Origin of the sequence: Sphingobium wenxiniae (assembly GCF_007830065.1) — a bacterium.
Classification (GTDB): domain Bacteria; phylum Pseudomonadota; class Alphaproteobacteria; order Sphingomonadales; family Sphingomonadaceae; genus Sphingobium; species Sphingobium wenxiniae.
In genome coordinates this window covers 92,643-107,036 of sequence record NZ_VLKK01000008.1, presented here as the reverse complement: position 1 = coordinate 107,036, position 14,394 = coordinate 92,643, and the positions used below count along the sequence as shown (strand labels likewise).

At 64.8% G+C, this 14,394-nt stretch carries 15 protein-coding genes; 8 read left to right on the top strand and 7 right to left on the bottom strand.

All coding sequences use genetic code 11. The features are described 5' to 3' along the window. The first annotated feature begins 60 nt into the window (after nucleotides 1-60). Complete coding sequence (locus IQ35_RS12235; protein WP_145073833.1) at nucleotides 61-498, top strand: response regulator; 438 nt, start codon at nucleotides 61-63, stop codon at nucleotides 496-498. On the opposite strand, the gene IQ35_RS12230 is transcribed toward IQ35_RS12235, so the two are convergent. Continuing rightward, nucleotides 443-1,966, bottom strand: a complete 1,524-nt coding sequence (locus IQ35_RS12230) for a PAS domain-containing protein (RefSeq protein WP_145073830.1) — start codon at nucleotides 1,964-1,966, stop codon at nucleotides 443-445. The two genes, IQ35_RS12235 and IQ35_RS12230, sit on opposite strands and share 56 nt — an antisense overlap. Next, nucleotides 1,959-3,242 carry a UDP-N-acetylglucosamine 1-carboxyvinyltransferase gene (gene murA / locus IQ35_RS12225; RefSeq protein WP_021244119.1) on the bottom strand — a complete coding sequence of 428 codons (1,284 nt, stop codon included), beginning with the start codon at nucleotides 3,240-3,242 and terminating at the stop codon, nucleotides 1,959-1,961. The genes IQ35_RS12230 and murA overlap by 8 nt, the downstream gene beginning before the upstream one ends. Nucleotides 3,243-3,450: 208 nt before the next feature. Here murA and IQ35_RS12220 point away from each other — a divergent pair, with 208 nt between their 5' ends. Next, nucleotides 3,451-4,188 carry a Crp/Fnr family transcriptional regulator gene (locus IQ35_RS12220; RefSeq protein WP_021244118.1) on the top strand — a complete coding sequence of 246 codons (738 nt, stop codon included), beginning with the start codon at nucleotides 3,451-3,453 and terminating at the stop codon, nucleotides 4,186-4,188. Between the two features lie 5 nt (nucleotides 4,189-4,193). Here the strand turns inward: IQ35_RS12220 and IQ35_RS12215 are convergent, their stop codons facing one another. Then, nucleotides 4,194-4,760 carry an HNH endonuclease gene (locus IQ35_RS12215; RefSeq protein WP_021244117.1) on the bottom strand — a complete coding sequence of 189 codons (567 nt, stop codon included), beginning with the start codon at nucleotides 4,758-4,760 and terminating at the stop codon, nucleotides 4,194-4,196. Between the two features lie 108 nt (nucleotides 4,761-4,868). Here IQ35_RS12215 and gluQRS point away from each other — a divergent pair, with 108 nt between their 5' ends. From gluQRS to IQ35_RS12200, 3 genes are read left to right on the top strand one after another with little or no spacing between them, the layout of a single operon-like run. Next, entirely contained in the window at nucleotides 4,869-5,783 is a 915-nt protein-coding gene (gene gluQRS, locus IQ35_RS12210) for a tRNA glutamyl-Q(34) synthetase GluQRS (RefSeq protein ID WP_145073828.1), read from the top strand. A gap of 9 nt (nucleotides 5,784-5,792) precedes the next feature. Further along, complete coding sequence (locus IQ35_RS12205) at nucleotides 5,793-6,026, top strand: twin transmembrane helix small protein (protein WP_021244115.1); 234 nt, start codon at nucleotides 5,793-5,795, stop codon at nucleotides 6,024-6,026. A 4-nt stretch (nucleotides 6,027-6,030) separates the two neighbouring features. Beyond that, entirely contained in the window at nucleotides 6,031-6,600 is a 570-nt protein-coding gene (locus IQ35_RS12200; protein ID WP_021244114.1) for a cob(I)yrinic acid a,c-diamide adenosyltransferase, read from the top strand. A 141-nt stretch (nucleotides 6,601-6,741) separates the two neighbouring features. On the opposite strand, the gene IQ35_RS12195 is transcribed toward IQ35_RS12200, so the two are convergent. Beyond that, complete coding sequence (locus IQ35_RS12195) at nucleotides 6,742-7,797, bottom strand: DUF1176 domain-containing protein (RefSeq protein ID WP_059140314.1); 1,056 nt, start codon at nucleotides 7,795-7,797, stop codon at nucleotides 6,742-6,744. Between the two features lie 432 nt (nucleotides 7,798-8,229). After that, nucleotides 8,230-10,047, bottom strand: a complete 1,818-nt coding sequence (gene typA, locus IQ35_RS12190) for a translational GTPase TypA (protein WP_021244917.1) — start codon at nucleotides 10,045-10,047, stop codon at nucleotides 8,230-8,232. Nucleotides 10,048-10,244: 197 nt separating this feature from the next. Here typA and IQ35_RS12185 point away from each other — a divergent pair, with 197 nt between their 5' ends. The 3 genes from IQ35_RS12185 to IQ35_RS21225 are packed head-to-tail and all read left to right on the top strand — an operon-like array spanning nucleotide 10,245 to nucleotide 12,392. Further along, on the top strand, nucleotides 10,245-11,456 hold the full coding sequence (locus tag IQ35_RS12185) for a toxic anion resistance protein (RefSeq protein WP_145073825.1): 1,212 nt from the start codon (nucleotides 10,245-10,247) through the stop codon (nucleotides 11,454-11,456). Nucleotides 11,457-11,505: 49 nt separating this feature from the next. Next, nucleotides 11,506-12,216 carry a hypothetical protein gene (locus tag IQ35_RS12180; protein ID WP_145073822.1) on the top strand — a complete coding sequence of 237 codons (711 nt, stop codon included), beginning with the start codon at nucleotides 11,506-11,508 and terminating at the stop codon, nucleotides 12,214-12,216. A 20-nt stretch (nucleotides 12,217-12,236) separates the two neighbouring features. Next, nucleotides 12,237-12,392 (top strand): hypothetical protein, encoded by a 156-nt coding sequence (locus IQ35_RS21225; protein WP_021244914.1) that lies wholly within the window; start codon nucleotides 12,237-12,239, stop codon nucleotides 12,390-12,392. Between the two features lie 131 nt (nucleotides 12,393-12,523). Here the strand turns inward: IQ35_RS21225 and IQ35_RS12175 are convergent, their stop codons facing one another. Together IQ35_RS12175 and prfB are read right to left on the bottom strand one after the other, a co-directional pair. Then, nucleotides 12,524-13,249, bottom strand: coding sequence for a class I SAM-dependent methyltransferase (locus IQ35_RS12175; RefSeq protein ID WP_145073819.1), 726 nt, complete (start codon nucleotides 13,247-13,249; stop codon nucleotides 12,524-12,526). Then, a complete protein-coding gene (prfB, locus tag IQ35_RS12170; RefSeq protein WP_021244912.1) occupies nucleotides 13,249-14,376 on the bottom strand; it encodes a peptide chain release factor 2 in 1,128 nt (375 codons plus the stop codon). The genes IQ35_RS12175 and prfB overlap by 1 nt, the downstream gene beginning before the upstream one ends. Nucleotides 14,377-14,394 lie beyond the last annotated feature (18 nt).

The window sequence follows — 14,394 nt, the reverse complement described above, 5'->3', positions numbered from 1 at the left end:
CATTATGGAACCGAATGGGATAACCTGCATTGTTGGCCATCGGAGGGCTGTGTTGCAGGAATGAACAAGCGGGTTCTAATTGTCGAAGATGAGATTTTCGTGGCGCTGGAAATCGAACAGATCGTGCAGGCCGCCGGTCTGGACGTGATCGCCATCGCCGCCGATCGGGCGGAAGCGCTCGCGGCGGCGTCGCTGTGCGACATCGCGCTTGTGGACCTCAATCTGCGTGATGGGCCGACCGGGCCTGGCATCGGGATGGAGTTGGCCAATCGCCACGACGTGCGCGTAATCTATGTCACCGCCAATCCGGCCCAGATCGGCGCCGCATCGAGCGCGGCTTTCGGCTGCATCACCAAACCGTTCGACGCCCGCTGCATCGCCGCCGCCCTGAAGCTGGCGGTCGCGGACACACCCGATCCGGCCCATGCCCCCATCGGCGGCTTCACGCCTTTCCTGGCCGCGCGCGATGCATGGCCCGCCGGGGAATCCAGACGCTGATTTCCAGCCCGTCGGGCCGCCATTTCCGCGCCATCCTGCCCCCCAGTTGCCGCTCGACGCTCAGCGCCATCAGCCTTGTGCCGAACCCCTCCGTATCGGCCGGAGAAACGGGCGGGCCGCCCTCCTCCCGCCAGTCTATGCGGACGTCGCCGCCATCCTGCGCGACGTGCAGGCGCACCACGCCATCCGCCGCCGACAGCGCGCCATATTTGGCGGCGTTGGTCGCAAGCTCATGGAACAGCAAGGCCAGGGGCGTGGCGGAACGGTCGTCCACTTCGATATCTTCGCCGGAAAAGACGAATCGGGACCGGCCCTTGCCCCGATAAGGCGCGAAAAGCTGGTCCAGCACGCCGCACAGCGTCGCATGGCCGGACGATGCTCCGGAATCGCCGCTGTGCGGGCGCACGAAATCATGCGCGCGACCCAGCGACAGGATACGCTCGCGCAGATCGTCCGCCGCCGCCGCCATCTCGGGATGCTCCCGCGCGGACAAGCCGACAAGGCCGCCGATCACAGAAAAGATGTTCTTGATGCGATGGGACAATTCATGCGCGATCATCTCGCGCTCCTCCATCATCATCTTCTGTTCATGCATGTCGGTGCAGGTGCCGATCCAGCGGATGATCTGCCCCTCGTCATCGCGGATCGGCCGGGCGCGGCCCAATGTCCAGCGATGGCCGCCCGCATGATGGCGCAGCCGATATTCGATCTCATAAGGCTCGCCGGTCCTGAGCGAACGGTTCCAGCGGTCGAAGGCGCGCTCCTTGTCGTCCGGATGGATGGCATCGACCCATCGCTCGCCTTCGCTCGTGCCGGGCGGAATGCCGATATAGTCATACCAGCCCCCGTTGAAATAATCATTATAGCCATCGGGCCGGGCAGCCCAGACAAGCTGGGGCATGGTGTCCGCGAGGGTGCGGAACATGCGGTTGCTTTCCGCCAGCGCCTCGGCATCGCGCAATTGCCGGGATGTCATTTCCCGATCCCGCCGGCGGCTGTGCAATTGCGCCGTCACCTGCCGCGCCAGAATCGACAGCCCCTGACGCTGAAGCAGCGTGAGATCGGCGCGCGGTGTGCTGTCGATGACGCATAGCGCGCCCAGCGGCACGCCATCCCCGTCGATCAGCGGCGCGCCCGCATAAAAGCATATATGCGGCGCACCAGTCACCAGCGCATTGTCGGCGAAGCGGGGATCGATCCGCGCGTCGGGCACGATGAAGATGGCGTCCTCCAGCATCGCATGGGCGCAAAAGGACAGGTCGCGCGGCGTTCCTTCGGCCTCCAGGCCGGTCCGCGCGATAAAGCGCTGGCGCACATCCTCCACGATGCTGACCAGCGAAATCGGTGCGCCACACAAGGCGGCTGCGAAATCGGTAATCCCGTCGAGCGCGTCAAAGCCGCCGGCATCGAGATCGTACTGCGCGAGAATAGTCGCGCGGTCCGTCTCAAGGCCGCGCCAGTCAGCCATCGCTGACCCGCTCTATATCCGCTCCCACGGCGGACAGCTTTTCCTCCAGCCGCTCATAGCCGCGATCGAGATGATAGACGCGGTTGACCTGCGTTTCCCCTTCCGCCGCCAGACCGGCGAGGATCAGGCTCATCGACGCACGCAGGTCGGTCGCCATCACCGGCGCGCCGACCAGCCGCTCGACGCCGCGCACCACGGCGGTGCGGCCGTTGACGGCGATGTCCGCCCCCATGCGCGCCAGTTCGGGGACATGCATGTAGCGGTTCTCGAAGATCGTCTCGGTCAGCACCGAAGCCCCATCCGCCAGCGTCAGCATCGCCATGAACTGCGCCTGCATGTCGGTGGGAAAGGCCGGGAAAGGCGCTGTGGAGATGTTGAGCGGCCTCAGCTTGCCGTCGGAAGCGACGCGGATGCCGTCCTTCGTCGCGTCCACCTGCACGCCCGCGTCGCGCAGGGCGGCCAGGATGGCGTGCATGTCGTCGGCATCGGCGCCGATCAGGTCAAGCGTGCCGCCGGTAATGGCGACCGCGCAGGCATAGCTGCCTGCCTCGATCCGGTCCGGCATCACGCGGTAGGTCGCGCCGTGCAGGCGGTCGCGGCCATGCACGGTGAGCTTGTCGCTGCCCACGCCCTCGATCTGCGCCCCCATGGCGATGAGGAGGTTGCACAGGTCGACGATTTCCGGTTCGCGCGCGGCATTTTCCAGCGTGCACGTGCCTTTGGCGAGCACGGCGGCCATCAGCGCATTTTCCGTCGCGCCGACCGACACGACCGGGAAGGTGTAGATGCCGCCCGGCAGGCCGCCGTCCGGCGCGCTGGCGCGGACATAGCCCGCCGTCACTTCGATCGCCGCGCCGAAGGCTTCCAGCGCCTTCAAATGCAAATCGATCGGGCGGTTGCCGATGGCGCAGCCACCCGGCAGCGACACCCGCGCCTCGCCCGCGCGGGCCAGCAGCGGACCCAGCACCAGGATCGACGCGCGCATCTTGCGCACGATGTCATAGGGCGCTTCGGTCGAGGTGACGCGGCCCGCGCGCATGGTCATGACGCGGCCGAAATCCTCCGGCCGCGCGCCTTCGATCATGGTCGACACGCCAAGCTGGTTGAGCAGATGGCCGAAGCTGTCGACATCGGCAAGACGCGGCAGATTGCGGAGCGTCACCGGCTCGTCGGTCAGCAGCGCGCAGGGCAGCAGCGTCAACGCCGCATTCTTCGCGCCAGAAATGGGAAGGCGGCCATTGAGCGTCTTGCCGCCGCGGATGTGAATGCGGTCCATTGCCTTTGGTTCATAGCGCCAAATGCGCCGCGCGCAAGGCGGCCCGCCCTCGAATCATCGCGACGAAGGCGGAAAGCGACGCCGCGTCCATAATCGCGCACCGACGGGAGGAACCTTGATCGAGTTTAGTGCAAGGACTGAAAATGCAGCCAAAAGGGAAGCCGGGGCGTTCTGCCATCGTAACGACAATTCAGACAAGAAGGTATTATTGGTGGCGACAAGCTGCTTCGCAGACAGGCTGGGAAAGCATGTGCCGCTGTCCGACGCGGAAAGGGCGGCGCTCGCCCGGCTGGAGGAAAATCCGCGCAAGATCAGGCGCGGCGGCATGATCCAGCGTGTCAACGAAACGGTCACGGAACTGTTCGTCCTGCGCGAAGGCCGCGTGATGAGCTTCGTGATCCTGCCCGATGGAAGCCGGCAGATATTGCGCGTCTATTTTCCCGGCGACTTCATCGGATCGGCCAGCACCATCTACAACAAGGCGCCCGAATCGCTAGTGGCGCTGTCGGACACGATCGTCTGCCCGTTCGATAAACATGCGCTGCGCCGTTTGCTGGAGGAATATCCACGCGTCGCGGCGCTCCTGTTCCTGCTGTCCAATGCGGAACGGGTGGCGATGACCGACCGGCTCGCCTCGCTGGGGCGGACTTCGGCCAAGGCGCGGGTCGCGGCGTTCCTGCTCGACATGTTCGACCGGCTGCGGCTGACCGATGACGGCATCACCGACAGCTTCGACCTCAAGCTGACGCAGGAGGAAATCGGCGATGCGATCGGCCTCACCTCCGTCCATGTGAACCGGATGATCCGGCAGATGGAGCAGGAAGGTCTCATCAGCCGCGCCAATGGCCGCATCACGCTGATCGACATGGCTCAGTTGGAGGAGATCGGCCACTATACCAACCGGCAAAAGGACATGGATCTGGACTGGCTGCCCGCCATGCCGTGACGGGATCAGGCAAGAAGCTCGACATCCCAATAGAGCCAGTCACGCCAGCTTTCATGCAGATAGCCCGGCGGAAAGGCCCGGCCATGTTCCTGTAGCTGCCAGCTTGTCGGGCGGATCGGCGGAACGTGCAGGCGCATCCCCGCTTCCTTGGGCGTGCGGCCGCCCTTGCGCAGGTTGCAAGGGGAGCAGGCCGTCGCGACATTCTCCCAGGTCGTGCGCCCGCCCGCCCGGCGCGGGACCACATGGTCGAAGGTCAGGTCGTGGGGCGATCCGCAATATTGGCAGGCGAAGCGGTCGCGCAAGAACAGGTTGAAACGCGTGAAGGCGGGATGTTCCGAAGGGCGCACATATTGCTTGAGCGCGATGACCGAGGGGATTTTCATGTCCAGGCTGGGGCTGTGGACCTCCCGCTCATAGCTGGCGACGATGTCCACCCGATCCAGAAAAACCGCCTTGATGGCGGTCTGCCAGGGCCACAAGCTCAACGGATAATAGCTCAGCGGCGTATAGTCCGCATTCAGAACCAGCGCCGGGCAATTTTCCGGATGCCGTATCAGGTCGGGATGGTACATAAGGACCCTTCTACCCCCTTTTCGTTCCTTTTTCGCCAACCCGCTGATTGACCGGAAACGTGACGGGGGCATGACAGCATTAACCACTTGTCCTCGTCAAGAGCCGGTATGACTCAATCTTTCGCACCACAGCATATGGTGACACGCTTCGCGCCCAGCCCCACCGGACGGCTGCATATAGGGCATGGCTGGTCGGCGCTGATGGCCATGGACATGGCCCGCGCGGCGGGCGGCGCGTTCCGATTGCGGATCGAGGATATAGACGCCGCGCGCAGCCGCCCGGAGCATGTCGCGGGCATCGTCGAGGATCTGCAATGGCTCGGCGTGGCATGGGATGGGGAGATCGTCTTCCAGTCGGAACGGCTTGGGCAGTATGACGCGGCGCTGGAGCGGCTGCGGCAGATGGGGTTGCTCTATCCCTGTTTCTGCACTCGCGCCGACATTCAGGCGCAATGGACCGCGAGCGCCAGCGCGCCGCATGGGCCGGAGGGGGCGGTCTATCCGGGGATGTGCCGCGCCTTGACCGAAAGCGAGCGGGCGCGGCGGATCGCGGCGGGGGAGCCTCATGCCTGGCGGATCGACATGGCGATGGCGGCCGCGAAGGCGGGGCCGTTGCGGTGGACCGCCCTGCCCTTCCCGCCGGGCGACGGGCCGGGACAGGACATCCCGGCAGAACCGCTGGCGGCGGGCGATGTGGTGCTGGCGCGCAAGGATGCGCCCGCAAGCTATCACCTGTCCTGCACTCTGGACGATGCGGCTATGGGCGTGACCCATGTGCTGCGCGGCGATGACCTGTTCGCGGCGACGCATGTTCATCGGGTTATACAAGCGCTGCTGGGCCTGCCCGCGCCGGCCTATGTCCACCATCCGCTGCTGGCGGGGACGGACGGCAAGCGGCTTGCGAAGCGGAGCGGGTCGATCGGACTAGCCGATTTGCGGGCGGAGGGAGCCGATCCCGCGCAACTGGCGGGCGATCTGCGGGCGGGGCGCTTTCCGGTTGGCATTTCGCTGGAGCGAGCCTAGACTCTCTCCATGAATACCGTGCTTGTCATCGCCCTGATCCTTGCCATGGCCGCGACGCTGTTCGCGCTGATCCGGGGCATCGTCGCTTTTCTCCAGGCCACCAAGGAGGAGCTTAACTCCCCCGAAGGCGGCCCCAGCCCGTCCAGCCTCAAGCAGAACCGGATGATGATGAACCGCATCCTGTTCCAGGCAGCGGCGATCATCATCGTCGCGATCCTGCTGCTGATGAAGGGCACCGGCTGACGCCATGGTGAAGCTCAACAAGATATACACCCGCACCGGCGATGCGGGCACGACCGGTCTTGTCGACGGATCGCGCTTGCCCAAACACGCGCCGCGGATGCAGGCGGTGGGCGACGTGGATGAAGCGAACAGCGCCATCGGCCTCGCCATCCTCGCCATCGGCGTCGCGCAGGAAGCGCGGTGGCTGACGGTGATCCAGAACGACCTGTTCGATCTGGGCGCGGACCTCGCGACGCCCGTGCCGGAGGGAGCGGACGAACCCTGGGCGCTGCGGATCGTCGAAAGCCAGGTCAAGCGGCTGGAGGCGGAGATCGACCTGATGAACGCGGAGCTGAAGCCGCTGGACAGCTTCATCCTACCGGGCGGATCGCCTGCCGCCGCTGCCGTCCATCTCGCCCGCGCCGTGACGCGCCGGGCCGAACGCAGCGCCACGGCGGCGGCGGCGGAGGTCGCGCTCAACCCGCAGGCGCTGGCCTATCTCAACCGGCTGTCCGACCTGTTGTTCGTGATGGCGCGGCGCTTGAACGGCAATGGCGTGAACGACATCAAATGGGTGCCGGGCGCATCACGCTGAGCGGCCTTTGAAATGGCGATCATATAATATGCGGACATCTGCCCGAATGAGGGTTGCAGGCGGCCCCTCTTTTTCTCAGCGGCTTGATATCCATCCTCGCTCCCGCCTTCGCCGACGCGCGGAGGCTTCCGACCTTAATTCCTATTGGCCCGACTTGTCAGTGACGCGCGCCGACCATGTGGTGATCCAGTGCCACCCGCCCCGGCATTCGCCCATGGCGGCGGCTTCGACCAGCCGGAAGCGCGTTCCATCCCAGACATAGGTCTCGCTGCTGCCGCAATCGCCAAGGCCGCGCCCCTTGGCATGGCTTTCGAGGCGCGAACGCTCCGGCAACCAGCTTGCGTTGACCAGCATCGGATGCTTTTCCCCCTCGCTCCAGCCCGGCTGATAATCGAACGTGGCGAAGCGGAAAGTGCGGCGGCCCGCGACGCCTGTGGCGATCACGGGGACGGAGGAAAAATTATAGGCCCCCGCCCCGCACGGAACGAGCACCAGTTCGTCGCTCTTCGAAAGGCGGTGCTGTTCGGGCGGCTGTGCATTCCGCATTTCGTCCGCGCAGCCGGTGAAGCGGCCCAGCGCGGTCAGTTCCTCGCGCCAGAAGGCGACGGGCGCAGGATGGGACGGAATAGCAAGGCGGACGACGCTCGGCACGGCGGGCGCTGGGCGCACGGCGTTCGCGCGCAGCGGGCCGGTGGCGATCAGCGCGGTGGCGGTGCCCGCCCGCCCCTGCTGCGCGTCCATATAGCGCAGCGCGGCGCCCGACCCGGCGAGCGAGGGACGGCCAAGCAGCTTGCCGCCGGAACGGATTTCCAGCGCATAGCCGCGCGCCATGGCGACGGCGAGCGCGGACGCCTGCGGCCCGTTGATCTTCGCTTCGCCATCCATGCCTGTCGTGCTCGCGATCCTGCGGCCGTCGACGAGGAAGGCAAATTCCGCCGGTCCCTTCGCATCGCGGCTGGCCCAGACCTCCGGCGCCGCATCCGGTCCGGCGTCGCGGCTGATGCCGATCATGACCGGATTGTCCGGCCAGTCCGCGCCTTCGGCCAGCAGGGACACGGCCTCGCACCGGCCGCGATTGTCGCAGCCGATGGTCCAGTCCTTATAGGTTTCCAGCGTCCCCGGCTTCGGCGCCTGCGCCCCCGCAGACACCGAAACGGCACAGGCCATCGCAGCCAGGATTACATATTTCGCCCCCATAAGTTAGCCATAACTTATCCGCATCTTAGGCGAAAGAGCTTTCGTTACAGAGGGGGAATGAGCGGCAACAGTGCTGTGAGGAAATAATATTTTTTGTGATTTCAATTAGGTAATGAAGACCAATTCGGCCATTCGCGAACATTTCCCAACATCCGTCATGCCGGCGAAGCTGGGATCTCCTTTAGGCTGGGTTGCACCTGCGAAGAAGAGAGATCCCGGCTTTCGCTGGCATGACGGAAGACGGCTAATAACAGACGTCGCGCCGGCCCGCTCCAAACCCTGCAAGCGGGAGGGGAGCGAGACTGGCCGAGGCGCAGGCGGGGTTCAGTCGCAGCGGGGTGGGCCAGCGCAACGCTCGCTCCTTATCCATAACCGCCGGGTATTTGACCGCCAAAGATAAAGGGGAGCGACCAACGCCGCTCCCCCGAAAGATCAGGCCGCCTTGGCGCGGGACATGCGCTTGCGTTCGTTGGGATCGAGATAGCGCTTGCGCAGGCGGATGTTCTGCGGCGTCACTTCGACCATTTCATCGTCGTCGATATAGGCGATGGCCTGTTCCAGGGTCATCTTCCACGGCGGGGTCAGGCGGATGCTGTCATCCTTGCCGCTTGCGCGGAAGTTGGTGAGCGCCTTCGACTTCATCGGATTGACTTCCAGGTCTTCCGGCTTGGCGTTCTCGCCGATGATCATGCCTTCATAGAGCGCCTCGCCCACGCCCACCATCAGCACGCCGCGCTCTTCGAGCGGACCGAGCGCATAGGCCACCGCCTCGCCCGCGCCGTTGGAGATCAGCACGCCGTTCTTGCGGCCTTCGATGGTGCCCTTGTGGGGGCCGTATTTCTCGAACAGGCGGTTCATGATGCCGGTGCCGCGCGTGTCGGACAGGAATTCGCCATGATAGCCGATCAGGCCCCGCGAAGGCGCGGAGAAGGTGATGCGGGTCTTGCCGCCGCCCGATGGGCGCATGTCGGTCATTTCCGCCTTGCGCTGGTTCATCTTCTCGACGACCGTGCCGGTGAATTCGTCGTCCACGTCGATGACGACGGTTTCATACGGCTCAGTGCGGTCGCCCGCCTCGTCCGTGCCGAACAGCACGCGCGGCCGGCTGATGCCCAGTTCGAAGCCTTCGCGGCGCATCGTTTCAATGAGCACGCCAAGCTGCAATTCGCCGCGGCCGGCGACTTCGAAGCTGTCCTTGTCGGCAGCTTCAGTCACCTTGATCGCCACGTTGGATTCCGCTTCGCGCATCAGGCGGTCGCGGATCATGCGGCTCGTCACCTTGCTGCCTTCGCGGCCCGCCATCGGCGAATCGTTCACCGCGAAACGCATCGACAGCGTCGGCGGATCGATCGGCTGGGCCTGGATCGGTTCGCTGACCGAGGTGTCGGCGATGGTGTTCGCCACGGTCGCGACGGTCAGGCCCGCGAGGCTGATGATGTCGCCCGCCTTCGCTTCCTCCACCGGCACGCGATCAAGGCCGCGGAAGGACAGGATCTTCGACGCGCGGCCGGTTTCGATCACCTTGCCCTCGCTGTCGAGCGCGTGGATCGGCTGGTTGACCTTCAGCGTGCCGGACTGGACGCGGCCGGTCAGGATGCGGCCGAGGAAATTGTCGCGGTCGAGCAGCGTGACGAGGAAGCTGAAGGGCGCGTCCTGATCCAGCGACGGCGGCGGCACATGATCGACGATCTTCTGGAACATCGGTTCCAGCGTGCCTTCGCGGCGAGTCGGGTCTTCGCTGGCATAGCCGTTGCGGCCCGACGCATAGAGCACCGGGAAATCAAGCTGCTCGTCGGTCGCTTCAAGCGTCACGAACAGGTCGAACACCTCGTCCAGCACTTCCTGGATGCGCTCGTCCGGGCGGTCGACCTTGTTGACGACGACGATGGGCTTCAGGCCCAGCGCCAGCGCCTTGCCGGTCACGAACTTGGTCTGCGGCATCGCGCCTTCGGACGAATCGACCAGCAGGATCACGCCGTCGACCATGGAGAGGATGCGCTCCACCTCGCCGCCGAAATCGGCGTGGCCGGGCGTGTCGACGATGTTGATGCGCGTGCCGTTCCATTCGATGGAGGTCGGCTTCGCCAGGATGGTGATGCCGCGTTCCTTTTCGAGGTCGTTCGAATCCATCGCCCGTTCCTCGACCCGCTGATTGTCGCGGAAGGTGCCGGACTGGCGGAAAAGCTGGTCGACCAGCGTGGTTTTGCCGTGGTCGACGTGCGCGATGATCGCAATGTTACGCAGGGACATGGGTTCGGATGCCTTCGGGGTCTGGTGCCCGGCCGGCACAGCGCCTGACCAGTGATTTGCGCGCGCCCTTACAGGAAATGATGCGGTGCGGCAAGACGCCGCGCGGTTGTCGTGGAGAAGGGAAGCCCCTATCCTGCTTTCCTGTCGACCTTGCAGCATCGGTGTTATATATCCATATGACACCGACAGGAGATACTATGGCCACGACCGCGACCGCCACGACTGCCGAACCGCTGAACCTGACGCCGCCCGATCCGGTGCCGCCCGTCTCGCTCGAAAAGGCAGCAGGGCTGGTGCCGCTGGACGAGGGACAGAAATCGAAGCTGGACGAGAAGGTGGATGCCTTCATCGACGATCTGGTGGCGCAGGACGCCGCCTCGCCGGAATTCGGCAAGCGGGTCGATCAGCTCACCAATATGGGGCGCAAGGAAATCGCCGAAGCCGCCGGGCACAGCAACCGCTTCCTCGATCGGCCCGTGCGGGCGATGGACAGCGACAATAAGGTGGGCGCGGACCTCGCCGAACTGCGCCGCACGGTGGAAGACCTCGATCCGGGCAAGCGCGGCAATTTGATGACGCGCAAGAAGCTGTTCGGGATCATCCCCTTCGGCAACCGGATGCGCGACTATTTCGACGGCTATAAAAGCGCGCAGAGCCATATCAATTCGATCCTGGGCAGCCTCGCCAGCGGCAAGGACGTGCTCATCAAGGACAATGCCGCCATCGATGTCGAGCGGCAGAATATGTGGGCCGCCATGGGCCGTCTAGAGCAGATGATCCACATCTCCAAAACCCTGGACGCGCGGCTGGAAGCCAAGGCGCTGGAACTGGATTCGACCGATCCGGCCAAGGCGAAGGCGGTGCGGGAAAGCGCGCTCTTCTACATCCGCCAGCGCACGCAGGATCTCCTCACGCAGATGGCGGTGACGGTGCAGGGCTATCTGGCGCTGGACCTTGTGAAGAAGAACAATGTCGAGTTGGTGAAGGGCGTGGACCGCGCCAGCACCACAACCGTCGCGGCGCTGCGGACGGCGGTGACGGTAGCGCAGGCGCTGGTCGGGCAGCGCCTTGTGCTGGAGCAGATCACGGCGCTCAACACGACGACCGCGAATATGATCGATTCGACCGGCGAATTGCTCAAAAGCCAGACCGCGCAGATCCATGAGCAGGCGGCGTCCAGCACCATTCCCATCGAAACGCTGCAACGCGCCTTCCAGAATATCTACGATACGATGGACAGCATCGACACCTTCAAGCTCAAGGCGCTGGAGAATATGAAGACGACGGTGAACACCCTGTCGAACGAGGTCGAAAAGTCGAAGGGCTATATCGCACGGGCCGAAGGACAGGCGCAGGCGGCGCAGGAAGCGCGGAGCGAGAACCCGCTGCTGAGCGCGATCGAGGGGTGAGGATGCAGGCCGCCCTTTCCCGTTCGGTTCGCGCGAAGGGTGAGAACATATGACCCGCTCCGACCGCGTGCTGGCCGATGCGGAGGCCGTGCTGCGCCGCCATAGCGAGCGCGGGCAGAGCCTCTCCACTCGTGCGCGGCAGAGGCGCAATGCGGGGCTGATGCGGAAGGTCAAATATGCCTTCTGGGCCATCGTCGCCGTGCTGGTCGCGGGCACGGTTGCCGGTTTCGTGACGCCTCTGGGCACAACCGGCGTGATGGTGGCGCTGGGCGTCATGGTCGCCGCCGTGCTGCTGATCGCGCTGATGCCGACCGAGACGCGGGTGCGGACGGAGGCGCTGGCCGAGACGGAACTCACCGCCCTCCCCCTCAAGACCGAAATCTGGCTGGAGAACCAGCGCAAGGCGCTGCCCGCGCCCGCGGTGACGCTGATGGACAGCATCGGGGTGAAGCTGGAGGCACTGGGACCGCAACTCGAACGGCTGAACCCGCAGGAACCGGCGGCGCAGGAAGTCCGCAAGCTGCTGGCCGATCATCTGCCTGAACTGGTGACGGGCTACCAGTCCATTCCCGAATCGCTGCGGCGCGAGGAACGAAACGGCCGCGTGCCGGAGAAACAGTTGATCGAGGGGCTGTCCGTCATCGACGCCGAAATCGCGCGGATGAGCGAAACACTGGCGAGCGGCGATCTCGACAAGCTGGCGACGCAGAACCGCTTTCTGGAACTCAAATATCAGGAAGCAAAGGAACTGGGGGAGTAGTCCCCGCTTTTCCTTGTCTGATGATCCATCTCACCCTCATCATCGTCGATTTCCTGACGGGTTTGCTTGCGGCGGGCGCATGGGCCCTCGCATCGGCCGGCGGCGCCATCGCGGCGCTGGTGGGGAGCGGATTTGTCGGCTTTTCGCTTTTCAGGAAATGGCGAAGGCGACAGTAGCACGAGCGTTTCTCCGTTGATCGAAAGGCGGATCAGGGTGGATTGCAGTCATTCCTCGCTGGGATGACGGATGTTGAATGGCGGAAAAGGCAGCAAACTGTCTTGTCGGTCCAACTCCGTGCAAACCCCTTTCATCCCTGAACCTGATAGGTGCAGGGCACGATGCTGGCTGGATCGGGCCGCGCGGCGATGCGTTTGAAGCGGGCGAGATAGCCGCCCGCCGTGGGCTTGGGGATCAATTCCTCCAGCCGGAACCCCATGGCCGCGAACTCGCAGGAGAGGAGGCGCGGCGGCGTGCCGTGCTGCTCGGTCGGGCGGTTGGCGTCGACCACGATGATCTCGCCATCGGGTTTCAACGCGGGGCTGATGTGCCAGAGGAACGCATAAGGCTCGGCGATCTCATGATACATGTGGATCATGAAGATGCGGTCGAAACTGTTTTCAGGCAGTCGCGGGTCTTCCGGCGCGCCCAGCTTCACGCTGACATTCCTCCAGTCCTCCCGCGTGATGCGGCGGGACAGCGCCTCGATCACTTCGGGCATGATGTCTTCGGCCAGCACCCGGCCCCTGGCGCCGACCCGCTTGGCGAGGCGGACGGTGTAATAGCCCTCGCCCGCGCCGATATCGGCAATGGTCATGCCCGGCTCGATCCCCGCGCGGTTCATGATGTCATCGGCCTCGCGCACCCGGTCGCGGGCTTCCTCGCTGGACCAGCGGGTCGACACGATGGGAGCGACCGGCCGGTCGGCGCGCGGGAACGGCCGGGCGGCGGGGGATCGATCATCCTTGCCCGGCGAAAGCATGTCGCAGGCGGCCAGCAGGAACAGCAATGCCCCTCCAAGCGCCGCCCGCTTCATCAGTCGACATCCTCCACATCGACCTTCTCGCCCGTCACCTTCTGCGACAGGGCGGCGGCCATGAAGGGATCGAGCGCGCCATCCAGCACATCGTCGGGCGCGGTCGAGGTGACGCCGGTGCGAAGATCCTTCACCAGCTGATAGGGCTGGAGGACATAGGAGCGGATCTGGTGGCCCCATCCGATCTCCGTCTTCGCCTGATAATCGGTCGATGCGGCTTCCTCGCGGCGGCGCAGTTCGGCCTCGTAAAGCCGCGCCTTCAGCATGTTCATCGCGGTGGCGCGGTTCTTGTGCTGGGATCGGTCGTTCTGCGAAGCGACGATGATGCCGGATGGGACGTGGGTGATGCGGACGGCGGAGTCGGTCGTGTTGACGTGCTGCCCGCCCGCGCCCGATGCGCGGTAGGTGTCGATCTTGAGGTCGCTTTCCTTGACCTCGATGTCGATGTCGTCGTCGATCACCGGATAGACCCAGACGGACGAGAAACTGGTGTGCCGCCGCGCCGAGCTGTCATAGGGGCTGATGCGGACCAGCCGATGCACGCCGCTCTCGGTCTTGGCATAGCCATAGGCGTTTTCGCCCTTGATGAGGAAGGTCGCGGACTTGATCCCCGCCTGATCGCCCGCCTGATAATCGACCAGTTCCACCTTGTAGCCGCGCCGTTCCGCCCAGCGGCGATACATGCGGCTGAGCATCTCCGCCCAATCCTGGCTTTCGGTGCCGCCCGCGCCCGCATGGATTTCCAGATAGGTGTCGCTGGCGTCTGCTTCGCCCGCCAGCAACGCCTTGATCTTGTCCTCGTCCGCGCGGTCGGCGAGCGTTTTCAGGGAAGCTATGGCTTCGCTGACCATATCCTCATCACCCTCGGCCTCGGCCATTTCGATGAGTTCGGCGGTGTCGGTCTTGTCCTGCTCGATGGCGCGGGTCGCGCCGATGGCGGCGTCGAGGCGGGTGCGCTCGCGCATCACTTCCTGCGCCATCTTCTGATTGTCCCACAACGTCGGGTCTTCGACGCGGGCGTTCAGCTCATCCAGCCGCCGCAGCGCGCGGTCCCAGTCGAGGAAACGGCGCAGCAGGTCCAGCGCGGCGTCGATACGGTCGATATATTGCTGCGCTTCGGCGCGCATGGTCTGTTCTCCAAAGTT

Coding starts and splice junctions, on each gene's coding strand:
- IQ35_RS12235 (WP_145073833.1), top strand. CDS start 61: ATGAACAAGCGGGTTCTAATTGTCGAAGATGAGATTTTCGTGGCGCTG.
- IQ35_RS12230 (WP_145073830.1), bottom strand. CDS start 1,966: ATGGCTGACTGGCGCGGCCTTGAGACGGACCGCGCGACTATTCTCGCG.
- murA (WP_021244119.1), bottom strand. CDS start 3,242: ATGGACCGCATTCACATCCGCGGCGGCAAGACGCTCAATGGCCGCCTT.
- IQ35_RS12215 (WP_021244117.1), bottom strand. CDS start 4,760: ATGTACCATCCCGACCTGATACGGCATCCGGAAAATTGCCCGGCGCTG.
- gluQRS (WP_145073828.1), top strand. CDS start 4,869: ATGACTCAATCTTTCGCACCACAGCATATGGTGACACGCTTCGCGCCC.
- IQ35_RS12205 (WP_021244115.1), top strand. CDS start 5,793: ATGAATACCGTGCTTGTCATCGCCCTGATCCTTGCCATGGCCGCGACG.
- IQ35_RS12200 (WP_021244114.1), top strand. CDS start 6,031: ATGGTGAAGCTCAACAAGATATACACCCGCACCGGCGATGCGGGCACG.
- IQ35_RS12195 (WP_059140314.1), bottom strand. CDS start 7,797: ATGGGGGCGAAATATGTAATCCTGGCTGCGATGGCCTGTGCCGTTTCG.
- typA (WP_021244917.1), bottom strand. CDS start 10,047: ATGTCCCTGCGTAACATTGCGATCATCGCGCACGTCGACCACGGCAAA.
- IQ35_RS12185 (WP_145073825.1), top strand. CDS start 10,245: ATGGCCACGACCGCGACCGCCACGACTGCCGAACCGCTGAACCTGACG.
- IQ35_RS12180 (WP_145073822.1), top strand. CDS start 11,506: ATGACCCGCTCCGACCGCGTGCTGGCCGATGCGGAGGCCGTGCTGCGC.
- IQ35_RS21225 (WP_021244914.1), top strand. CDS start 12,237: ATGATCCATCTCACCCTCATCATCGTCGATTTCCTGACGGGTTTGCTT.
- IQ35_RS12175 (WP_145073819.1), bottom strand. CDS start 13,249: ATGAAGCGGGCGGCGCTTGGAGGGGCATTGCTGTTCCTGCTGGCCGCC.
- prfB (WP_021244912.1), bottom strand. CDS start 14,376: ATGCGCGCCGAAGCGCAGCAATATATCGACCGTATCGACGCCGCGCTG.